Origin of the sequence: Hominimerdicola aceti (assembly GCF_025567495.1) — a bacterium.
GTDB lineage: Bacteria > Bacillota > Clostridia > Oscillospirales > Ruminococcaceae > Hominimerdicola > Hominimerdicola aceti.
The window spans coordinates 72554-97105 of sequence record NZ_JAOQJZ010000011.1; the positions used below are offsets into that span (position 1 = coordinate 72554).

General features: G+C 41.1%; 17 protein-coding genes. All 17 read left to right on the plus strand.

Features of this window, described 5'->3' with window-relative positions:
* Positions 1 to 64: 64 nt before the first annotated feature.
* The 17 genes from OCV57_RS10700 to OCV57_RS10780 all read left to right on the plus strand — a co-directional run bounded on the left by OCV57_RS10700 (position 65) and on the right by OCV57_RS10780 (position 24541).
* Complete coding sequence (locus OCV57_RS10700; protein WP_117863728.1) at positions 65 to 898, plus strand: sulfide/dihydroorotate dehydrogenase-like FAD/NAD-binding protein; 834 nt, start codon at positions 65 to 67, stop codon at positions 896 to 898.
* Positions 898 to 2283 carry an NADPH-dependent glutamate synthase gene (gene gltA / locus OCV57_RS10705; protein ID WP_038671613.1) on the plus strand — a complete coding sequence of 462 codons (1386 nt, stop codon included), beginning with the start codon at positions 898 to 900 and terminating at the stop codon, positions 2281 to 2283. The genes OCV57_RS10700 and gltA overlap by 1 nt, the downstream gene beginning before the upstream one ends.
* Before the next feature lie 94 nt (positions 2284 to 2377).
* Positions 2378 to 2710: a preprotein translocase subunit YajC gene (gene yajC / locus OCV57_RS10710; protein ID WP_117897579.1), complete on the plus strand. Its 333-nt coding sequence runs from the start codon at positions 2378 to 2380 to the stop codon at positions 2708 to 2710.
* Between the two features lie 106 nt (positions 2711 to 2816).
* Complete coding sequence (locus tag OCV57_RS10715; RefSeq protein ID WP_117897578.1) at positions 2817 to 3221, plus strand: TIGR04086 family membrane protein; 405 nt, start codon at positions 2817 to 2819, stop codon at positions 3219 to 3221.
* A gap of 98 nt (positions 3222 to 3319) precedes the next feature.
* Positions 3320 to 3463: a six-cysteine ranthipeptide SCIFF gene (scfA, locus tag OCV57_RS10720; protein ID WP_013498654.1), complete on the plus strand. Its 144-nt coding sequence runs from the start codon at positions 3320 to 3322 to the stop codon at positions 3461 to 3463.
* A gap of 118 nt (positions 3464 to 3581) precedes the next feature.
* Complete coding sequence (gene scfB, locus OCV57_RS10725; RefSeq protein WP_117863730.1) at positions 3582 to 4955, plus strand: thioether cross-link-forming SCIFF peptide maturase; 1374 nt, start codon at positions 3582 to 3584, stop codon at positions 4953 to 4955.
* A 395-nt stretch (positions 4956 to 5350) separates the two neighbouring features.
* The gene (locus OCV57_RS10730) at positions 5351 to 6370 is read left to right on the plus strand and encodes a hypothetical protein (RefSeq protein WP_267301534.1); all 1020 of its coding nucleotides are present in this window, start codon (positions 5351 to 5353) and stop codon (positions 6368 to 6370) included.
* Between the two features lie 164 nt (positions 6371 to 6534).
* Entirely contained in the window at positions 6535 to 7281 is a 747-nt protein-coding gene (locus OCV57_RS10735; protein WP_267301535.1) for an EAL domain-containing protein, read from the plus strand.
* Between the two features lie 18 nt (positions 7282 to 7299).
* Positions 7300 to 8034, plus strand: a complete 735-nt coding sequence (locus OCV57_RS10740; RefSeq protein WP_267301536.1) for a hypothetical protein — start codon at positions 7300 to 7302, stop codon at positions 8032 to 8034.
* Between the two features lie 44 nt (positions 8035 to 8078).
* Positions 8079 to 8738: a signal peptidase I gene (locus tag OCV57_RS10745; RefSeq protein ID WP_195249166.1), complete on the plus strand. Its 660-nt coding sequence runs from the start codon at positions 8079 to 8081 to the stop codon at positions 8736 to 8738.
* A gap of 21 nt (positions 8739 to 8759) precedes the next feature.
* Positions 8760 to 10307, plus strand: coding sequence for a hypothetical protein (locus tag OCV57_RS10750; protein ID WP_267301537.1), 1548 nt, complete (start codon positions 8760 to 8762; stop codon positions 10305 to 10307).
* 36 nt (positions 10308 to 10343) lie between these two features.
* On the plus strand, positions 10344 to 12458 hold the full coding sequence (locus OCV57_RS10755) for a DUF2357 domain-containing protein (protein ID WP_267301538.1): 2115 nt from the start codon (positions 10344 to 10346) through the stop codon (positions 12456 to 12458).
* Between the two features lie 54 nt (positions 12459 to 12512).
* A complete protein-coding gene (locus OCV57_RS10760) occupies positions 12513 to 13163 on the plus strand; it encodes a signal peptidase I (protein ID WP_267301539.1) in 651 nt (216 codons plus the stop codon).
* Entirely contained in the window at positions 13135 to 13587 is a 453-nt protein-coding gene (locus OCV57_RS10765; RefSeq protein WP_267301540.1) for a hypothetical protein, read from the plus strand. Before OCV57_RS10760 ends, OCV57_RS10765 begins: the two co-directional genes overlap by 29 nt.
* Before the next feature lie 18 nt (positions 13588 to 13605).
* A complete protein-coding gene (locus tag OCV57_RS10770) occupies positions 13606 to 13833 on the plus strand; it encodes a hypothetical protein (RefSeq protein WP_022286677.1) in 228 nt (75 codons plus the stop codon).
* A gap of 14 nt (positions 13834 to 13847) precedes the next feature.
* On the plus strand, positions 13848 to 14798 hold the full coding sequence (locus OCV57_RS10775) for a hypothetical protein (protein WP_267301541.1): 951 nt from the start codon (positions 13848 to 13850) through the stop codon (positions 14796 to 14798).
* 35 nt (positions 14799 to 14833) lie between these two features.
* Positions 14834 to 24541: an autotransporter outer membrane beta-barrel domain-containing protein gene (locus OCV57_RS10780; RefSeq protein WP_267301542.1), complete on the plus strand. Its 9708-nt coding sequence runs from the start codon at positions 14834 to 14836 to the stop codon at positions 24539 to 24541.
* Positions 24542 to 24552 lie beyond the last annotated feature (11 nt).

Sequence of the window (24552 nt, forward strand, 5' to 3'; positions counted from 1 at the left end):
AAATGTTTTTGTATTATTTGCCTAAAACAATATTATTTTGCTAATTATTCAGGGAGGGATTTTAGTGTACAAAATCGTAACAAGAAAGCAGCTCAATGACGCTGTTGTTCTTATGGAGATCGACGCACCTTACATTGCCGCTAAGGCTGAGGCTGGTCAGTTCATCATCTACAGAGTTGATGAGAAGGGCGAGCGTGTTCCGCTTACTATCGCTGACTATGACAGAGAAAAGGGCACGATCACAATTATTTTCCAGGTAGTAGGTGCATCTACAACTGAGCTTGCAAGACTTAATGAGGGCGACTATATCCATGACGTTGTTGGTCCTCTCGGCGTTGCTACAGAGTATGACGAGGGTATCAAGAGAGTTGCAGTAGTAGGCGGAGGCGTTGGTTGTGCTATCGCTTATCCACAGGCTAAGAAACTCCACAGCATGGGCGTTGAAGTTGATCTTATCGCAGGCTTCAGAAGCAAGGATATCGTTATCCTCGAGGACGAAATGGGCAAGGCTTCTTCACATCTTCATATCTGTACAGACGACGGTTCATACGGCTATCACGGATTTGTTACAAACAAGCTTCAGGAGCTTATTGACGGTGGTGCTAAGTTTGACGAGGTTATCGCTATCGGACCAGTTCCAATGATGAAGTTCGTTTGCAAGGTAACAAAGCCTTATGATATCAAGACTCTCGTTTCACTCAACCCTATCATGATCGACGGCACAGGAATGTGCGGCGGATGTCGTGTAACTGTTGACGGCAAGATCAAGTATGCTTGCGTTGACGGTCCTGACTTTGACGGTCAGAAGGTAGATTTCGACGAGCTTATGAGAAGAAACTCAACTTATAAGGAGCAGGAAAAGGCTCACTTGTGCAGACTTACTGGAGGTGTAAGATAATGGCTAATATGAGTTTGACAAAGACTCCTATTGCAGAGCAGGAGCCAAAGGTAAGAGCTAGAAACTTCAAGGAAGTTACTTTGGGTTACACCCCTGAGCAGGCTATAGAAGAAGCTCAGAGATGTCTTAACTGTAAGCACAAGCCTTGTATGACAGGATGTCCTGTAAGCGTTAGGATCCCTGAGTTTATCGCAAAGGTAGCAGAGGGCAAGTTTGAAGAAGCTTATGCCATCATCAAAACAACAAACGCTCTGCCGGCTGTTTGCGGACGTGTATGTCCACAGGAGCATCAGTGTGAGGGCAAGTGCGTTAGAGGAATCAAGGGCGAGCCTGTCGGTATAGGCAGACTTGAGAGATTCTGTGCAGACTATATGATGGACAAGGCAGTTGCCGTAGAAAAGGCTGAGCCAAACGGTCACAAGGTAGCTGTTGTCGGCGGTGGTCCTTCAAGCCTTACAGTTGCAGGAGACCTTGCTAAGCTTGGTTACGATGTAACTATCTATGAGGCATTCCATACAGCAGGTGGCGTTCTTATGTATGGTATCCCTGAGTTCAGACTTCCAAAGGCTATCGTTCAGCACGAGATAGACAATCTGACAAACATGGGCGTACATATCATGACAAACATGGTTATCGGCAGAGTTCTTTCTATCGACGAGCTTATGGGCATGGGCTATGAGGCTGTATTCGTAGGCTCAGGCGCAGGTCTTCCAAGATTCATGGGTATCGAGGGCGAAGGTCTTGTAGGCGTTTACTCTGCTAACGAGTACCTTACAAGAATCAACCTTATGAAGGCATACAAGGACGATTATGAGACTCCTATCATGAAGTCTAAGAACGTAGCTGTAGTAGGTGGTGGTAACGTTGCTATGGACGCTGCTCGTTCTGCAATGAGACTTGGCGCTGAGCACGTTTATATCGTATACAGACGTTCAATGGACGAGCTTCCTGCAAGAAAGGAAGAAGTTCATCACGCTCAGGAAGAGGGCATCGAGTTCCTCGTTCTTAACAACCCTGTTAAGATAGTTGGCGACGAGAACGGTCATGTAAACGGCATGGAGTGCATCAAAATGGAGCTGGGCGAGCCTGACGCAAGCGGCAGAAGACGTCCTATCCCTATCGAGGGTTCAAACTTCATTCTTGACGTTGATACAGCTATCATGTCTATCGGTACATCACCTAACCCACTTATCAGAAGTACAACTCCTGGTCTTGAAACAAACGATCACGGCTGCCTTATCGTTGACGAGAACGAGTCAACAACTAAGGAAGGTGTTTACGCAGGCGGTGACGCTGTTACAGGCGCTGCTACTGTTATCCTCGCTATGGGTGCAGGCAAAAAGGCTGCCGCTGCTATCGACGAGTATATCAAGAACAAGAAATAATTTCTTGTAAATGAAAATTATTTGTTAAAAGGCTTGAAGTTTGTGCAAATATCTGATATACTAATATAGTATTATTAGATTTGGAGGTCTTTTGATGAATTTGTCAGCAATTATTTCAGTTTTGGCAGCTGAGCAGAGTTCGCCTGCATCACTTGCCATGACTTTTATCCCACTGGTACTCATAATCGTGTTCTTCTATTTCTTTATTATCCGTCCGCAGAAAAAGCAGGATAAGAAAGACGCTGAGATGAGAGATAACCTTGAGATCGGTGACGAGGTCGTTACAAACGGCGGAATCGTTGGAATCGTGTTCTCTATCAAGGACGACACTGTTGTTATCGAAACAGGCGGCGACAGAAGTAAGATCCGTGTTAAAAAGTGGGCTATCGCTAAGAACGAAACAATTCATGACGGTGACGTAAAGTAAATATTGCTTTTGAGGGACGGGTAGTTTTATCCGTCCCTTTTTGTGTTCTTATTGTTCGTGGCTTTGAATATAATTTCTTTAGGATATTCAGAGTGGGGGTGCGGATATGAAAAATAACAGGCTTTTTGGGGGCAGAAAGCTTTCTGTGCTGTCATCTACGGCAATTTCTGCCTGCGTGGGGTGCGGTGCGATATTTGTTGCTGTGCTTGCTTTTGCGTATGTTATCACTAAGATAGATGCCACCGATCTTATGCTGTCGGTGATGTCAACAGCGGCACTTGGTATCGGAGCGTATGCAGGGGGATATGTCTGCGGAAAAAGGCAACGTAGAAACGGTCTGCTGTCAGGTGTGCTGTGCGGAGTGTTCATTTTTCTTATCATTGTCATTCTCAGTGCACTGTTTTCAAAAGCAGCCGAAAGCTTTTCCGTGCCTGCAAAGCTTGTGCTTACCCTTGTGTGTGCAGGCGTAGGCGGAGTTGTAGGGGTAAATTCTAAAAGCAGCCGTTTTTGATAAGGATAAATATTTATATTGCATTAACTATTCGTTCATAAAACATAGTGGGATATGTGGTATAATTAATGTAAATCAATTATTGGAGGTAAAATCCTATGAAACATATCAAGACGATCAATAAGGCTAATCTCAAGAAGACTGCTGCTAAGGGTGGCTGCGGCAAGTGTCAGGCATCATGTCAGTCAGCTTGCAAGACCTCCTGCACAGTTGCTAACCAGAAGTGCGAGAGAGAGGCTTAATATTCCGATCTTTCTGAGGCGTGCGAGCGTACACACGCCTTGCTAAAGGGGCATTTTTATGTCCCTTTATTTTTGTATAAATTTGTATATGAATATAAATGCGAAAGGTGATTTTTAAATGATACACAAGTTTAAGCTTGGCGGCTTTAATGCACTGCTTGACGTGAACAGTGGCGGAGTACATATTATAGACGATCTGACATATGATTTGTTAGACAACGTTGAGCCGCCTTTTGAGGAGAAATGTCCTGAGGACGTTGTAAGAAAGCTGTCAAAGATGTATGACAGCAAGGATATCGAGGATTGCTATGAGGAGATAGTTTCTCTTTATAATGACAAGATATTGTTCAGCGAGGACGATTACGAGAAGTATGCCCTGTCTGCTGTGGCTTCACCTATCAAGGCAATGTGTCTGCATATCGCTCACGACTGTAACCTGAGATGTAAATATTGCTTTGCTTCAACAGGCGATTTCGGTCAGGGCAGAATGCTCATGGACTATGAAACAGGCAAGCGTGCTATAGATTTTCTTATAGAGCGTTCAGGAGACAGAAAATTTCTTGAGGTGGACTTTTTCGGTGGCGAGCCTTCACTGAATTTTGGCGTGGTGGAGCAGCTTGTTGAGTATGCACGTTCACAGGAGGAGCCTCACAATAAAAAGTTCAGATTTACTGTTACAACAAATGGTGTACACCTCACTGACGAGATGATAGACTTCATCAACAAGGAAATGTACAACGTTGTTCTGTCTATCGACGGAAGAAAAGAAGTCAACGACAGAATGAGAGTGCGTGTTGACGGTTCGGGAAGCTATGACAGGATTATCCCTAACTTTAAGAAGCTTGTGGACAAGCGTCCTAAGAACAAGGATTGGTATGTAAGAGGCACTTACACAAAGTATAATCTTGACTTCTCAAATGATGTAATGCACCTTTATGACCTTGGATTCGACCAGATATCCGTTGAGCCTGTTATGGCTGACCCTAGCGAGCCTTATGCTATCACTGAGGCTGACCTGCCGAGGATCTTCAAGGAGTATGAGATACTTTCTGAGAAGATACAGAAGATAAGGGACGAGGGCAAGTTCATAAACTTCTTCCATTTTATGATAGACCTCGATCAGGGTCCTTGTGCGATAAAGAGACTTAGGGGCTGTGGAAGCGGAAACGAGTATGTTTCTGTCACTCCTGACGGCGATATTTACCCATGTCATCAGTTCGTTGGTATCACCGAGTTCAAAATGGGCAATCTCTATGACGGCACATTTAACGAGGAAATGAAAGATATGTTTGCTCACGCACACGTTTACAACAAGCCTGAGTGCAAAAAGTGCTGGGCAAAGTTCTATTGCAGTGGCGGTTGCAATGCAAACAACTACATTTACGCAGGTGATATCCACAATGCGCATAAGCTGTCATGTCAGATACAGAAGAAGCGTCTTGAATGTGCTATCATGATGAAGGCTGTTAAAATGCTCGACAGCGCAGAATGAATATAAATATTTTGTAAATTTCACGCATGGTAGCTTTTATGTACATTTATAAACTTAATATGTACAAAAACGTTTGAAGTTTAACAAAAAAATTATTGAATAATCGGTTTAAAAAGCACGGAATAACAAATGACGTTATTCCGTGCTTTCTGCTGTTATTACATAGTATGATAATGTCGAAAAATAGCAAAATGCGTCTGATATGTTAATAAGTATTAAGATAAATATAATGTATACTAAGCTGGTAGCTTATTGACAAAGTGGGTCGAATTTAGTATAAGATTGACATAAACAAAAGGTGCTTGGCGGTCATGTTACTGCAAATCGGCTATAACGAGCGCCCTCTGTATCGGACAGTATAAACCGACAAATTATTATGAAAAGGACGAAGAGATATGAAAACTAATGAAAAGAAGAATACTTCTGCTAAGAAGAAACTTATACCTGCAGTTGCAATGCTCACAACTTCCGCTGTAATGCTTTCTACTGCTACTTATGCTTGGTTTACAATGAGCAGAGAAGTTGAAGTAACAGGTATTAAGCTCACTGCTACAACTCCACAGACTATTGAAGTTTCACTTGGTAAAGCAACGGCAGGTGCTACAATTACAAGCAAAACTGAGGCAACTGCACCTACTAATGATGATGCTGACACAAAACTTTGGTCAAATAAAGCCGCAACAAGTTCAGTTTATGCTACATTTGGAAAGCTTATTCCTGCGTCAACAATTGATGGTAAGGATTTGTATTATACAACAAAGGCAACTGAAAATGGTAAGGCTGTAGATATTTCAGGCGAAAACGCATTTATTAAGGCTACTAATACTAACAATGCAGGTTGGACTTTCCAGAATGTCGGAGCATCGTCAGCAACGGAGAAAGATTTGACCGCTAACACAGATGGTGAAGGTTACTATCTTGACATTCCTGTATGGTTTAGAACAACAAGTATAGATGACGTTAAACTTGGTGTTGATGTAACTGTTACTGATCCAAATGCTGATGATGATAACACAAAGGGTGACTTGTATAAAGCAACTCGTGTGGCTATATTGAATGAGGATAGAAGTGCTGCTAATGGTGGAGTTTTCCTTGGCGCAGAAACTGATGTAGACACAGGATATTATAAGAAAAAAGCAGTTAGGGCTAATACAGGAACAAGCGAAAATGATTATTATGGCACTGTAACAGTTGCAAAGGAAGTAACTGCAAATACAGCAGGACAGGTTACAAATAGTGATTCAACTGAGGTTGCAAATGTAACTGGAGTTGGCACTGGAAAGACAGGTTACAGCACTCCTGCTAAGTATTATATCCGTGTATGGCTTGAGGGTGAAGATGTAAACTGCTGGAATGCTAATGCAGGTCAGAGCTTCACTGTAGATCTTAAATTCTATGACTTGAGCAACAAGTAAAATTTATTACATAACAAAAAAGACGCCGAAGAAATTCGGCGTTTTTTGGTAAATGGGTATAAAAAATAATTTTCCATATTTGGGGAAATCTCCCGATTTTTCTTTGCTTTTTGTCGAAATTATGCTATAATGATATATTTGAACAGGAAAGGAAGTGACTTGCTTTGAACGGTAATTCAACAGTTGACGGCGTTCGTGCCGTGGAGCTTTTCTATAGACCTATAAAAAATACCGACAGCGGCAGGGTCACTTTTTTGCAGTTGCAAACAAGGCTCAATTCTCCTGTTATGGGAACGCTAATGCCTGCGGATTATCTCCCTGTGGCTCAGCTTTCCGACCGATGTGTTAGCATTTTCAAGCTTGCTTTCGTTCAGCTTTTGCAGGCTTTGGGCAAGTTTCACGAAAGGGAAGTGGACGTTGATTGGGCAAGCGTGTTCATGCCTGCAAGATTTTTAAGGCAGATGGAAGCTCCGAGAGTTGTGGCAGATTATTGCGATAAGTTTGGCGTGAAGTATGAGCGTGTCTGCTTCGAGTTGTCGCCTGATGTGCTTGATGAAGCTGACAGCACAGCGGCAGATAACGTGGCTCTTATGAGAAGACAGGGCTTTCATTTTCTGCTCACAGGCTTCGGCACTGAGGGCTTTAAAATGCTTAAGACTGCTGAGTTCAAGGTAGATAATATCATGCTTGACGGCTCGGTGGCTCAGGTTCTTGGTAAGAGCGACAGGTATGATACCTGCGTGAACTCTCTGCTGAATTTCGTTTTTGACCTTAATGCTGAGGTCATAGCTGACGGCATTACTGATGATAAGCAGGTGAAACAGCTCAGCGGTATGCAGTGCCTTTACTATTCGGGAGAAAATGCAGGAAAATATATTGCGGAAAGATACGTTCGCAATAGAAATGAGTAATAAACGGGTGATACGGTTTTGGACGGTAAAAATATAGATAAAAATACAAGAGTAGTCGATACCCTTGCACTTCGCAGGACCGCCAAGGAAGCTAAACGCTATGTGGTAATGATGAGATTGCTTAAAATTCTTGCCATTATACTTATCGCTATCGTGGCGGCGGCTTATGCGGTGTCTTATTTTTACGACAAGTATGGTAGCTTTACAGTTAAGATAAGTAAGTATGATATGATAAATCAGGGGCTTACTCTTTCGGAAACTCCTGACTATACCACGAGCAATTCAAGGCTCAATGCGGATATCCTCTATGATATGACAAATATCAGTGGTGAAGATCTCCCTGATAATATCGACAAGATAAACGGCAGCCATAATGGCGAGGGGTATATAGCTTATACTTTCTATCTCATAAATTCCGGTAAAGACACACTTAGCTATGACAGCGAAATGACTATCGAGAACGTCACGAACGGTGTTGATGAAGCTATCAGAGTGGAGCTTTTCGTGAATGGCGAGAAAACTGTTTATGGTAAAACAAAGTCTGACGGCAGCGGTAAGGAAAGCGATTGCGACAAGGAGTTCGCCTCCTCTACTGAGGTCATGAAGGATCGACGTGAAAAGCTTGGTCCTGGTGAGAAAGACAAGTATACAGTGGTCATATGGCTTGAGGGAAATGACCCTGATTGTGTTGACAAAATAATCGGTGGCACAATGAAGCTTGGTATGAATTTCAAGATCGTTGAAACAACTTAAAAAATTAGAAGGGAGGAAGCCTCGGGTTTCCGAGGTTTTGAATTATGAAAAAAGCTTTGAAGATCGTTTTTAATGTTATCGCATGGGTGGTGCTTATCTTTGCACTGCTTATAACAATTCTCGTGTTCTCGTCTGATAAGAATAATGGTACGGCAAGTCTGCTGGGATATGTCCCGCTCACAGTTGAATCTGACTCAATGAAGCCAACTTTCAAAAAAGGCGACCTTATTATCTCAAAGGAAATAGACGATATCAATTCTCTGAAAAAGGGCGACGTTATCACTTTCTGGACTCTTATAGAGGGCAAAAAAGAGAAGAATACCCACCGTATCGCAGAGGTACTCAATGATAACGGCTCTGTAGGCTTTATCACACGAGGCGATGCTAATAACGTAGATGATACATACACTGTTTATGCAGGTGATATAATCGGTCAGTGGAAAGGTGCAAAAATAGGCGGTTTCGGCAAGGTAATGGATTTTCTCAGAACAAAAACGGGATTTTTCATTTGCATTCTTTTGCCGATAGCACTGTTTTTCCTCTTTGAGCTTTATAAGCTTATCGCAACCATAATCGAGATAAAGCGTCCTGCTATCACAGAGAGCGATGAGGAAGAAATAAAAAGACGTGCAGTTGAGGAATACCTTGCACAGCAGAAGAAAAAGGAAGAGGAAAATGCACAGCAGGAGAAAAATGACAAATAACTGCTGCTTGGGTGATACATTATGAATGGATTTCTGAAATGGTTTTTTGTTTTCATGTCGTCAATGCTTGCAGGCTTTGGGCAGATCTTCAAGGGTCTGTGGAACGGCATAAAACAGATCTTTAATATAAAAAACTACATAAGGATATTCAAGACCTACTCGGCAGACTTTGGTGCGCTGGGCTGGGTACTTTCTGTGCTTGCAATTATCGTTGTTGTGGCTATCTTTGTGCTTATTATTTTTATGATAGTTCTTGCTGTGAGAAAGTACATAAGATTCAGACACTCTATCGTCAGCAACGAGGATCTTATCGAAGAAATATCTGACCTGCAGCGTCAGGTGGTCAAAATGACCAAGGAAAAAGATGAGATCATGGCAATGAAGGTGGCTCAGCTTGGCGTATATGATAACACCGCTCTTGCAGAGGGCGAGCAGATGCCTGCACAGGGCGAAGTTCAAACCATTGTGGACGGCGTTGTTCAGACTGCCGACTGCCGTTTTTCAAAGCTTATCGAGGTGGACAATTTCTACAAGACATACGAGCCGCCTGCTTACAATAATGACATCACCCTTAGCGGTATCTGCGAAGCATACAGAAACTTTGCCTGCTCAAGAATGCACCTTTATTATGACATAAAAACTATCCGACTTTTCATTGCAGGCATGGCTTCAACAAAGCTCATTATCCTGCAAGGTATCTCTGGTACAGGTAAAACATCATTGCCATATTCATTCGGTAAGTTCTTGCAGAAAGATACCACCATTGCTTCTGTTCAGCCGTCATGGCGTGACAGAACTGAGCTTTTCGGCTACTTCAACGAGTTCACGAAGAACTTTAATGAAACAGAAGTCCTCAAAAGAATTTATTCTTCTGAATACAATGACGATGTAAACTTCATACTTCTCGACGAGATGAACATTGCGAGAGTAGAATATTACTTTGCAGAAATGCTCTCGATTCTTGAAATGCCTGATCCTGCCGAGTGGGAGCTTGATCTTGTTCCTAACGTGTGGAGTACCGACCCTGTTCGCCTTGATAAGGGCAAGCTGCGTATTCCGCAGAACATTTGGTATATCGGTACTGCCAACAACGACGATTCTACGTTCACTATCTCAGATAAGGTATACGACCGTGCACAGCCTATCAATCTTGACGCAAAGGGAGTTGCCTTTGACGCACCTGACACGCCGCCTATGAATTTAAGCTTTGAACATCTTGATACACTTTTCAAGGAAGCTTTTCAAATGTATCCTGTTTCACAGGACAGTCTGAAAAAGATCCAGCAGCTTGACCTGTGGGTAATTGAAAAGCTGAGAGTGGCTTTCGGTAACCGTATACTTAAACAGATGAACTTGTTCGTTCCTGTATATGTTGCCTGCGGCGGCGAGGAGCTTGACGGCATTGACTATGTGCTTGCCACAAAGATATTCAGAAAATTTGAGTCGCTTAACTTGGCAATGCTAAGAGAAGAGCTGAAAGAGCTTTGCACCTATATGCTGAAGCTTTTTGGCAGAAACACTATGAAAGAATCTATAGCATATCTTGAAAGATTGCAAAAACTGTACTAAAATTTGTATTCATAAGCTTTGAGAGGAGGGACGGGCATGAGCGAATACAACGAACAGCGTGCAGCTTTTGACAAAGCTGTAAAGACGTTTGACGGCAATAACAGCTTTGCGGCAGCCCGTGCCTTGCTTCTTTCGGGCGAAAAAACTGTATCTTTTAATCGTAAGATAATCGAGAAGAATATAGATTCGTCCTGGCTCACAGAGATAGAAAAAGCTCTGCCACATCTTGATACGGTAATAAGAAATCCAAGAAACACCATTAAAGAAGTGGAAGAGATCGTGCCTATCGCTATGTCAAGGAAGATAACGGTAGAGTCCATAAAACATCTAGGACAGCACACCGATCTTATTCAGGATATCGACAAAAAGACCGGAAAGATAACTCCGTCAAAGATACTCAACATTCATAAAGAGGAAACTCTCGATACATATGAAAACAGATTTGTAAATACCCTTATCGACAGGCTATACATTTTTATAAATATAAGATACAATAAGCTTGTCCAGACCGCAGAGGCGCAGGAGGCTTATTCTTTTAATTACGATACCGTGGCTGACAGCGGCGATGGCAGAAAGGTCAACATTAGTTTTAAGATAGAAACTGTTGACAGTCTTGTCGGCGGCAGCAAGGATACTGACGTTTGGTCAAGGCTTGAAAGGGTCAAAAAGGCTATCGAGGGCTATAAAGGCTCAGTGCTTTGTACCACTCTTGGCAACGCTTTTATCAGACCGCCTGTTATGAGAACAAACGCTATCACTAAAAATGTGGACCTTATGGCGTGTCTTACCCTTTGGCAGTTTATCGAAAGCTACGATAAGGCAGGCTACGAGGTCAACGTTTCTGATACTGCACAAAGACCTGATGATTCTTATATCGAGGATATATATGGTCTGACCGCAATGAACTATATGCTTTTCCGCTCCTATACCCATGGGGCAGACAAGTCGGAGGAGCTTAAAACTATAAAGAGCAAGACCCTCGCACCAAAGGTTGTCAGGCGTTTTGATAAGCAGACGCCTGATAAATATGATGTCATAGTTGGCGAGGGTGAACAAAGTAGTGCAAGTAAGACAGATATGGGTATGACTGCCGAAGAGGCAGGAAACCTTACGGCAGAGCTTGACCGTATAGTTGAGATAGAAAAGCAGTTTCTCAAAGACGAGGAAGACCGTAAGAGGGCTGAGGAGCTTGCGGCTGCAGAAGCTGAAAGAAAGCGTGCCGAGCAGGAGAAACTTGAGCGTCAGCGGCGTGAGGAAGAAGAGCGCATAAGGCTGGAGCATGAGGAAGCTGAACGCAGAAGATTGGAGCTTATCCAAAAACAGCAGGCGGAGCAGGCTGCAAGAGAAAAGGCGGAGCGTGAGGAACGTGAACGCCGTGAAAAAGAGGAAGAGATCAAGCATATCGCAAGACGCAAAAGGCAAATGGAAGAGCGTAAGCGCCGTGAAGAGGAGCAGCGTGTCCGTGAGGAAAGAGCTAGGATCCGAGAGGAGAAAAAGCTCGTCCGCAGCAGCCTTGGATCTGCTATGGATCAGCAGATCAGCACGAATGAAGAAGCCGTGTCTTCAAGCTTTGTGTCAGAGTATGAGTCCCCTGAGATCGCTGCAAAAAAGGCGAAAGAAGCACAACAGCAGCGTGAGCAGGAACGCCGTGAGCGTGAACGTGCTGAGCGTCTTAAAGCTGAACGTGAAAGCTTTGAAAATAAAAATATCAATGAGATATTTAAAGAATATTCCAAAAATCCATATTACATGGCAAAACGTGGCATAACATATGTTCTGGCTCACGCATTTGGGATCATACCTGTTGTGACGGATAATCCAGACTATATCAGGATGTTCAAAGTCAAGAAGGAAAAAGAACTGGCTGAGGCAGAGAGAAAACGTGCAGAGCGTGAAATTGAGATCATCTATGAAAAATATGCTCCGTATCTGAAATATGATGTAAAGAGGCATATCAAAAACAGGCAGTTTAAAAAGAGAAAACGTCTTGAGCGAAAGAACAGACCGCCAAGACCATATATTCCGCCACAGCGCACCGCTGAGGAGCAGAAAGCTATCGACGCTGAAATGAAACGACTCTATAAGGAGTATCATGTTTCAGCAGTTGGCAGAATGGCAAGGCATTTGAAAGAGAAATATAGCAAACAATAACACGGAGGGAGCGTCGGTATCATCGGCAAGGCGTTGAGGATAGTAAAAATAGCTTTGACAATACTTGGCTCTGCTGTGTTTGCGGCACTGCTGAGTGTGACGGTGTACATAATGGTCTGCGGCTGTATCGGCAAAACAGCAAGCATTTTTGGTTACAGCGTACTGAAAGTCGTGAGCGGAAGTATGGAGTCGTCTATACATGAGGGTGACTATATTTACATCAAAAGGACGGATACTGACAGCTTAAAGGCAGGGGATATCATTTCGTTCTACTCTCAAGATGATAGCATTAAAGGCGAGATAAATACTCACAGGATATCTGAGGTTTTGAGCGATGGCACTTTTGTTACTAAAGGCGATGCTAACAAAATAGAGGACAGCGTGACGGTGCAAAAAGTCAGCATTATTGGAAAATACTATGGGAAACTCAGATTTTTCAAGTGGCTTGGTTCATTTGCATCAACAAAGAAGCTCCTCATACTGTTTGTGATAATCCCAACAGTTTGCATGGCGGTGTATGAGGTAAAAACTATCGCTGAGATAAAAATATATTCAAACCGTGAGGAAGCTTTGAAAGCGGCTGAGGAAGAAAAGGAAAAGCTCATGCGTGAGGCTGTTGAAAAGGAAGTTCAGCGGCTGAAAATGCAGGAAAACGAGAAAAAGGAGGCGAACAGCTTTGAATCAGGAAAAGATAATGAAGGCTAAAATGATAACGGCTATCGTTATTTGTATTGCGGCACTTGCAGGGCTGTTCGTTTTTATCGGGCTTTATATGGACAAGTCCGAGGAAGTCAGAAAGACTTACATTGCTAAGTATATGGAAAATCTGTCTGCCGCCTCTGAGGAGATAGACACTTATCTTGAAAGCGGCAAGAATCTTCCAACGAGATATAACATGATAATTTCGGACATGGGTGCGGCAAGGTCGCTGGTGTTTCTTATCGACGATTATACGGAGGAGCAGAAGGCTATAAATGAGCTTCATTATTGCTTTGTGAAGTATCCCGAACAAATGCAGGGTAAGCTTGAGGACGTGAAAAAGGCACTTGACCATATCACCGAAAATCTTGACAAAGGCTATAGAGAAGTCAACAAGATAGTTGATTCGGTTGATAAAATGGGAAATTAATGCAAGGAGGACAATAACGTGAGCAGTAAAGGGCAGCTTAAAAGAGAAATAAAGAAATGCAGACTTACTATTGAGGAAATAGAGCGTAAGAGATCACGTTCACAATCAGCACTGGTTCAGGCAATTCTTTTGCAGGAAGAGCCTAACGAAATGGACGTTGAGTGGTTCAACAAATACACAGGCGAGATAACCGCTTGCAGAAACCACATGATAGAATTGCAGAAAGAGCTTGACTCAATGAAATAATGGAGGTCGCCAAAGTGGCTGAGCATAAAGTGATAGAGAAAGCAGACAGCGAGGAAGAAAAGAAGAAACGCAAACTGCTTGTTATAAAAATAATACCAGTTGCAGTGCTGGCATTTATACTTATTGCGGTCAGCTTGGCTTGGTTTACCATTGATAAAGCCCTTGATCTTGATTCATTTGGAATGAAAAGCGTAGATTCGCCATTTGAACTGAAAACAGTAGGCAGTGCCAATGTGCTTAAAGCTGAGATACTTGACAGCAATGACTACTCTAAGGTGTCTGATGGGAGCAACATCACTTCTGACGAGAACAACAAGATCTACTGGCTTCTTGATGAAGAAAGCGGTATGACGAATGGTATTAATCCTGGTAGTCATGGAAAGCTTACTTTTTATGTTGTCCCGAACCAGTCGGGGGAAATGGAGATACAGTTCAAGTTGAGTATCACGGGGTATGCAGAGAATAAAAACGAAGACGCTGTTTCTTATGAAAAGGTTACTGAAGAAGAAGTAACTAGATTTATGAATGGACATATCATGTTTTTTGAGAAATATGATGAGAACAATCACACATATTCCGATTTTCTTCATGATGAAACATTCACAAGGACGTTTAAAGATTGTAAAGTAAACGTTCCGCAGGAAGTGAACGTATATTGGGTGTGGCCGAACACGCTTGGTCAGATACTAATGAAAAGCACAGATGAAAATCTGACAGAGAAAAATGTGCTGTTTGATGATGACAGTAAAGAACGTTTGGATTTTGCGGAATATATAAAGGGTAATTTAAGCTTGTTCTTGTCAGGTGATGCTGATAAAGAACAAAATAAAAAGGTTATTGAGAATATACTTAATGGTGATAAATACAGCACAGCACAGTTATCATCACTAAGCTCCATGTATAATGACGCTGACGAAAAGATAGGTACAAAGGTGCAATATATCCTTGTTGAACTAAACGTATAGATAAGAATATTAACTTTGCACGGAGGCAGTTGAAAGTGAAAGCTAATAGAAATCAGAAAATTAATAGAATATGCCGCAAGCTTTACAGCAAGTATCGCAAGAATGTTATTTCTTTAGTTACAGCTGTCGTATTGCTTGTCACGAGTATGCCGCTTGCAGACATTTCAGGTTTTGTGTCTAAAATGGTATCAACTGTCACCAATGCTATTACGGCTATGGCGGCAGATACATATACTGACATAACTAACGATATCAAAAGTGGCGTTTTTACGATACAGAATGCAGACGATTTTAAAAAGCTTCTTAATGCAGACCCTGCTGTTTATCAGAATATCACTGTATTGTTTTCAAACAACCAATCTCAGTTTAAGGCTTCTGATTTTACAGGAATAGAAAAAGGACTTGGCAATGAAGAATATCCTTTCATGGGAACAGTCAAAGCAAATGAGGGTTCAGCTATTAATCTTCCTATTAATTTTGCTCTGTTTGAATATCTTAGTGACAGTGCAAATTTAGATACTATTATTTTTGCTAGACCGGAAGAAAAAAATTCAGCTTTGCTTGCTGAGAATGTTATACACGGTGATGTGGCTTCAGCTAATAAGTGGAAAATAAAAGCTGATCCTGTAGATGATTCAGGTGCTACAATTTATAAATCCTTCACATCTGTTATAGGAAATATGAAAAATGGAGCAAATGTCGATCTGGATATCACTCTAAGTAATGGTGTCAAGGTGGAAGTATCAGGCGGGGATAATGCGGGTCTTGCTTGTGGCACTATGGACGAAAAGACAAGTCTTGCTGTAAGCTTGTCAAGTGGTTCGCTTGACGTTTCCGGCAAATCGAACGCAGGCGTATTTGTTGGAAAAATGAGCGCTGATGCAACACTGAACGTTGACAAGTGTGATGTCTTGACAGGCGTAAATGTATCCGCAAACAACGCAGGCGGACTTGTGGGCAGTGCAGAGAATGCAGAAATAAATGTCGGTGAAGGTGTCACCCTTACCATGACCGGAAGCGTTACAGGCTCTGTAACTGCGGGCGGTCTTTTCGGCTCTTATACATACAGTAAAGCCAACGAAAAGACATTTGACATTTCAAAATTCAGTGGCATGAAAATGGCACTTGCTTGTTCATCAGGAGATACCGCTGACAGTGCGGCTGTTGGTTCTGTTTTCGGACTGCTGACAAACAGCGCAGATAGTGCAAAAATTTGTATCACGGGCACCGCTAATGATACTATTACTTCAAACTTCAAGGGCACTGTCAGGGCAGGCTTTTATGGTGGTATTGTCGGAAGATATTCTGCCAATGCTCTTAGCTCTGAACTAGCACTAAGTGATATCATTGTAAATGTGACTGGCTTATGCAATGCCCTTGATTTTGGCGGCCTTATTGGTAAGATAGGTGATAACAGCAAGGCTTATGTAAGCGTCAAGAATACCACTATAAGTATTAATAATCCCACATCATCACAAAATAATTATGGCGGACTTGTGGGCTATGCAGATCAGGCTTTTATTGATGTTGGCGGCAAAGTCACAGTTACTGCAAATAATGTTTCTGCAAACCAGAGCGTAGGTGGCATTGTTGGCAAATTTAATAAAAATGGCGTTGTAAGGCTTGGCGGTGAAACAAACCTTTCAGGCTTTTATCCTAAAGACCCTAACAAAAACGGATGTCAGATAGTAGGAAATAGAGGCAATGCTTTGATCTATAGCTTAAAAGGCTGGTCATTTACAAGGACATCTTCAAAAGTTATAGACGATATGGATTGGGGCGGAGTGCTTCGCCTTAACAATTCCGATCTGCTTGAGAGTGCTGACAGTGTTCTGTCTTTTGATGGATCGGGGCATACTGTTACAATAAATGGATTTTCTAATAATAATATTACCATAAGCAATAGGGCAGATTTTGCCCGTGCGGCTTTGATAATGCAGCATGATAGCAATGATTTTGTTAAGTATAGCGGTGCTAGCAGGGCAGATATGCTTGCGGCAAATATCAGCCTTAGTGCAGATGTTGATATAAGCGACACAGGTCTAACCGGCTTTATGCGTGATAATGGTGAGGATACATTCACAGGCACTCTGAATGGCAATAGTCATACAATTACTATGAGCATAGGCAAAGACGCTAAGATAGTTTTCCATACTCACAACGGACTTTTTGCAAAGACAAGCAGTGCAAAAATAAGTAATTTAAAGCTTGTTTCAAACTTTAATATTGTTGGTGACAATGTTTCTGGCGGTGATGCTTGTTATATTGGTTCTGTGTCTGCATACAACAGCGGAACTTTGACTATTGACAAAGTGACCGCTGATGTGACCGCATCTCCAAGTGGTGCGTATACTAATTTTGTCGGAGGTCTGGTTGGATATGTTGCTGACGCCACAAGTGAAGTTTCGTTCACTAATTCTGCTGTAACAGCAAATCTTACATACAATAATAGCACAACAAAGGTAGATTGTACTTGTCTTGGCGGAGTTATCGGAATGGTAGGAGCTGTTACATCAAAACCTACAACTGGTATTAAGTTTAATAATGTCACTGTTGACGGAAATATAACTGACAAACACACAGGAAGTAACTCCAGAGTTGGTGGACTCATTGCAGAGGTCGGTGCTAAGGATAATTCAGCTTCTGTTGTACCTAATAAGGTATCTATCACCAATGTTAATATTAATGCTTTAACAATAAATTCTAGTGGTAAATCAAATAGCGGTGGATTTTTAGGGCATAACTGGTATAGAGTAGAAATTGATCTGAATAGTTTGAATGTAAACAATTCAAGATTAACAGTGAACAATGGCACAGAACTGGGCGGTCTTGTACTTTCCACAACAGGTTATTGGAGCATAAAAGAGGTTAGCTTTGACGGTGTGACAGTGAAAGCAACAAAATGTATAAATTTCGGCATGCTTGCCTCAACTCTTTTTGGTAGAGATTATGACTCTTATGGCTTTGACTATTTTAAAGGTGAAAATGTCAATAATTACAGAAGCTCACGAGATGCAACTTATTTTGAACTTACTAAACCTAATGGATATAAGATCTCACAAGATACTAAGATAAATATAAGCCCAAGCTATTCGTATTTTGATGAGATAGCTCGTTGTAGTATTTATGCTTCAAATAGTCCTGTTTGCAATCGTCAAGCCATAATTTCAATTCCTGCTGTTACAGCGGACGGAGAGCGTTTGCTGTATATGGACGGAAAGAACTGCAATACCTATCAAAATCAAACAACAAATAATGGTGCTGTGTGGAAAAATAATTCTTGGGCAAGATATTATTATAACCTTGATGTATATAAAAACGGTAAAGCCACCACAGGCGGAGCTAAGGCTGTTGAGTGGAGTGCAAAGCTTTTTGCGGCAAATAATATAAAAGCATATATTAATAGCACAAATATAGATTTTCCAACAGATCCAGAAATAGATTTGACAAGATATTCATTTTATCCAGTTGATACAAATGGTTGTAATATAAAATCAAATTCAACTATTATTTTTGACAATAAAGGCTTTAATATGTCTGAAAAAGTGTTAAATAATAACCATCCTCGTCATACGAATGGTAATGATAGTGTTAATCCTAGTAAAAACGATGATTCTCGTACACAACATTACATGATGCAATGCGGACTTTTCAGGAATGAAAATGGAGCTGTTACCATAAGCGGCAAACTGACTTTTAAGGGAAATATCGGTAAAGTTAATAATGGCTCTGGTGCATTGGTTTGCGGCTCGGTTGCTGACGACACCAATACTTCAAAAAAATCTGTCAAAATTACCGGCAGTATCGTTCTTGATGATCTGTATGTGAATGACGGTGAAACAATAAGCGACTATGCCCCTTTGCTTATAAATAAGATAGGCAACATGACAGAGATCACTATACAGAATGTGTCACAGAAAAAACACAGTAGGACTACTGCTAAATATGATAAAGGCGGTCAGAATTATGCTGCAACAAGCCTTATAGGCAATGTAGGAAGCGAAAAGGGTCAAAATATATCTCTGACTTTCTCAAATATCAAGCTTGACGCAAGTAATGAAAATTCAATTTTCAAAAATGCTACTTTGCTTGAAAGCTTTCAGCATTCTGACGGTGCAGGCTCTTCTGCAATATACAACTATAAATGGGACGAAGATTGGGGTACAGACTCAGCTGGCAATATTAAGCATAATGTAACCTACGGAAAAGAAGTGTCTGACACCATAAAGAATCGTGTAGATGATGTGAGCAGGCAGAATAAGTATCATGGCGATTGGAGTAGAGATGACAGGTATACTTCCCCTGTCAAAAATAACGCAACAGAGGAATATAGCTTTACTGAATACAAGCCATATGTTGCTAAATCGTATGATACCACCCAAAACTATGATGAGATAGACGTAAACCTTGAGCGACCATATCTGGACGAGGGTTGCGGAACAAACTCTGATCCATATATCCTTGACGCTTCTACACTTGCAGAGGTCGCACGAGTTATCAATACAGCCGCACCTACAAATGGCTGGGAAGTAAACTATAATGCAAATGTTTCTGCCGATAAATCGACTGTTAATGCTAATAGTGCTTTTTGCAAAGGCACTAATCATAAAACTTATACTTATGGTGGAACAGGCAATTTCGTAAGCGGAAATGAAACAGTTTCAAAAGATAACATGATCAAGTATCTTTGCGAGGCTTATTACAAGATAAATGATGATATAGTTCTCGGCAGTTCTTTTGCAGGTCTTGGCGGAACATCAAACAGTTACGTTTTCAGGGGCGTTATTGTTGGACAGAAGAAATCCGACGGAACATATCCAACTATCACCAATAATTCTGCAAGCCCGCTCATCAGGTTCAGCAGCGGAAGTGTTGTAAAAGATATCAATATAGAATATACCAAAGAAGTAACGCTTTCAAAAAACAATAATAATAAATTAAACTATAGTACCGGAAAGACGGAGTATTATGGCGGTGTTATGGGCGTTGTGTTCGGTGGAGATAATATCATTGATAATGTCAAGGTAACAAATCCTAATATAATATTTGCAAATAACGATAACAGCAAACAACATCTCATTACTGCAGGCGGATATGTTGGCGCCATAGTTTACGGTGGCGTTATTTTCAGAAATATGGACAACGTTGCCAAAGATAGTGCGCTTACAACCAACAATACTGAGGCAGTGGGTGAAGACGTATATACCAATCTTTTTATCAATCCATATATAGGCAGAGTTGTAAACGGCTTTGCTATCGAAGAGGGAACAACGTTTGGTAAGTCAACTAACCTTAACAATACTAGGAAAAATTATCTCATCACGCAGTTTAAGAGTGTGCTAAGTGATGATGAGAAATTAAATGTTATTGCCGGCACGACCAATACTATTGAAGTGCCTAATGCACAAGCGTTGTTTATGCTGTCTATCATATCACAGTCCGGTATGGGATATACAGACCGTAATAAAAATACTTGCGGCTATGGTCATTATACTTTTACTCGAAATGCAGACTATTCAAAAGTTGGCACAGCTACATTGACTTCTGATGATGAAGATTACAAAACTGCGCTCTCAGATTATCAAAGACTTGAAAAGGCTACAAGCAGGGAATATGAAAAGAAAAATTCTGTAATGCTAAAAAAATATACAAAGCCAAGTGAAAAAGGTCTTTATGAAGCAAAGTGGGCACACGAATTAAATAAGAACTTTACTGTTAATCTCACAGGAAATGGAACCTATGACCTCACCGGAACCGGTTTTCGTGGTATAAATCAGTTGTTTGATGCAAAGGATAGTAACCTTGGCGACATTAAATGTGATTATACTTTGTCTTTGACAGCTATCAAGGGAAATGATCAGACTATAAAGCTCGATACAGATATAAAAGCCTATGCTGTGAAAATAACAGATAACAAGGGCGGTAACACTATTGAATTCCAAGATGTGGATAACTATAAATATCGTACCGCATTTGCCTCCGTAAAAGGAGTTGGGTTGATAAACTGTTCAACGTATGCTTTAACTGTAAATAACCTTAAGCTTTCCGGCAAGATCAGCGTTAAGACGTATAACTACGATGGACAATCGTATGTTAATGAAGACCTTTCTACAGGTGGTATCGTTGGCGGAGTACAGAGTTCTTGCAAGTTTATCGGAATAACATTGACTGATCTTGAAATATATGGCGCATATACTGTGGGAGGACTTATAGGAAAGTCAACAAATGATATCAATATAAGTAACGTTAAGTCTGAAAACAGTGGCGTTTATGTGTATGGCGGATTTGAAACAGGCGGTCTTGTGGGAAATTCTCAGAAAGGCAACGAATTCGCTGTTAAGGATTCTAAGATAAAAATTAATAAAGTTGAATTTGCTAATCTTGATAAAGGCACAAAAACTTGGTTTGGCGTAGGTGGAATCGCAGGCTCTGCAAATATCGAAACGACAATAAGCAATGTTCAGCTTACAGCCTATAATGGAGATAGCTTTATCGGTTCAAAAAAAGACAATAAACCCCTTGCAACCCAGACAATGAACGAGGGCGGTCTTATAGGACTGTCTAACGGAGCATGCACAATAACAAACACAAGCGTCAGCGTCGATGTTTATGGTAGTAATGTCGGTGGATTCGTTGGAATAAACAAAAACCAGTTGTCTATCAATGACTGTTACTATGGAGAAACATCTGAAACATCAGCTTGCGGCGTCTATGGTTATACAAGCTCAGGCGGAATGGTCGGCACACAGAATGCGGCTGTGACTATATCAAAGTCTGCTGTAAAAAATGCAACGATAGGTATACCGGCTGCTAAAAATGGTGATGCAGGTATCGGAGGTTATGTTGGTATAAAAGCTAATGGTGATCTGAAGATATCTGATTGTGAAGTCAACAATGTTACTCTTTCAGCAGAAGATAAGTCCAATGGTGCAGGTGCAGGCGGTGTGATCGGTCATAACGACGGCGGCAATACATATGCTTATGATATTCTCATAAATAAATTAGGCTATGTAAGAGGCAACAACAGCGTATCTGTTTCTAACTTGATAGGTTGGAACTATGATAAAAATCTATCATATAAATTTATTGGAGTATCGGTAAATAATACGGATTGTTTACCTGATATACAGTATAATGCTTCACAGATACCTACCAACTTTATCGCAGTTCACTCCGACTACAACGGTACTCAGGACAATACCAAAAATATCGGCGAGGGAAGCGGCACGCACGTTGATATCTATTCGCCTTATGTCAATATAAACCCAAGCGTTACTGTCGGCGGTAAGACTTTCTCAGGTGATTTTGTTGGCGGAAATATGCAGACTATCATTAGTGACGCTGCTTCTTATACGAATGGCACAGCCAAAAAATCCTATGGCATAAACAGTACCATAAAGACATATGCAGAGGATCTGGCTAATTCAAAGCTTACAACATTTCGTCAGGCCTCTGAGCTTGATGTTCAGGAGCTGAACGATCTTCCTGTTCTGCTTATTGATGATAACTCATCGTTGAATATCACGCAAATGCTTGCAAAGTATATCTCAGTTCTGACAAATTGTGATGTTTGCGACAGCAGTTCAAATAAGCTGAAAACAACAGATCTTATGAATGTAAGCACAGCGACTTATGTGTATGATAACGGCGTTTTAGAAAAATCAGACAAAAGCACTCTTACGTTTAACAGCAAGACAGGATATTTCAAGGTCACAGACGGTCAGTATGACAATGACGGCACAAACAGATTTACTGTCATTACTCTTGATTATATCGACCCAACGGGAAGTGACAAAACTGCTCTTAGACTTCATATTCCTGTTTTTGTAAGAAAGGTGCTTGATTTCAGCTTCCAATCTTACGTTATCTCAGGCACAGACTATAACCATTCTCACTATACGGATAAAACAAAGCTTGCTTTTGAGAGCTTTGATGCACCTGTTACTACTTATTTTAAGTATTCCTATTACAAATCTGCTAACGAATGGGGAAAAATGCTCAATAACGGTGACAGTCTGCTTTGGAGCTTTGATAAAAAGCTTTATCTTATTGGTGATAATGCCACTGACAGTGGTGTGCTTACCGATGATACAAAGCTAACTCTTGTTGATGCAAATAACAATGACAAGACTTATCATTCTACCGCAAGTGATGCTAAGTTTAATAAAACAACTGGTGAGCTTGACTTGACAAATATAAGTGGCTTTAAACCGGTTACAATGAATGATGTACTGTTAAGATATGCGTCGGTAACAGCTAAAGAATCATCTGACGGAACACTTGTTGAGGCAGCTGATGAAGCTACAGCTACTGTAAAAACAAGCGACGGCAAGTATTATAGACCTGCTGGTGAGAATGAAACAGGCGCTTATAAGATAACTGTTTCAGCGAATAGTGATACACCAAAAAATGATAATGACGAAATGATAATAAGCGAGAACTATTATCTCACTATCAGTATTCCGGAAACGGGAAGCTCGAAAAAAGTCATCAAGAACTTTGTGAATTATTATAGCGGTAATAAGCCAAGAAAGCTCAATGGCAATATTCCTACAAATCTTGTCCAAGTGACAAATAATGACACTGGCGCATATGTTATTGCAAACTTTTTTACACAGCTAGTAAGTGTGACGGCTCATGACCCAGAGGAGATAACAGCGTCAAATAATTTTGTCCGTGCGACAATGACGTCAAAGATAAGCATTGATCAGAGCCTTAGAGATACATTTAATGGCTATAAGAGTGACGATTTCAATATGTATCAGGCGTTTAAATTCTCTATGAAGAACTTTGATGAAAACGATGCGGGAGCTAATGCAAAGATCATTGCAGGAACTTCGGTGAATGTTGATTACAGCATTTTAAACAGTTCAGACACAGAGTTATCAAACGCAAAAATAAGCAAGACTGAAACACTTTCAGAAGCTAAAGACAGCTATATGCTGATGTATCCCGATTCGGTCTACAATTATATCAATAGTGACACAAATGGCTCTATAACTGTCAAGGCTGATATCAGCTTAACTTATGGTACTGCAGGGATCATAGATCAGTTTCCTGAGCGTAAGGACGGGGATACCAAAACCGGTATAGGAGTAAATGCGTCGTCATATGTTGCATATAGTCAGAACAATATTGAGAACAGCTCTATCTCTGCAAGTGGAGTTATGCCTGCCAGACGCTACTATAGAAAGGCAATGACGGTGGCACAGCTAAACTATAACGTTGCAGAGTCAACGGTTCTTGAGTCGAAGGATTCACCATTTTCTCAGCTTGGTATCAATGCCAAAGATATGACTACAGAAGAAATGGCAATAACAGCAAATGCTATCTATGATCTGTCTGCTTTGAGTCGATCAACAAAGGACGGTGGCAAAAAAATACAGTATACAATGAGGTTGTATGTTAAGGACAATAGTGGCGATTATAAGCAGACAAACGATATTAGCAAATATCTCAGTAGCTTTACTTTGGAAAACGCCACATCAAGCAGCGGTCTGAATGGCAAGGAGTGCGTTTTTACCACTGACTATAATGGCGAAGAACAAAACACAGCCGTTACGAAATTTACAGTAAAAACAGGCAAGGCTTTTGAGGAGCAGGGACTTACCTATGCGAACTATAGAGTTGAGCTTACCGCAGTATTGCTTAATGACAACAACTCAGTTGTTAATGGAACTACCTCAAGCGACTATGTTGTTTACACAAACGCAAAAATAGAAACAGGCTTTATAAATTCATAATAAGCAGGCAT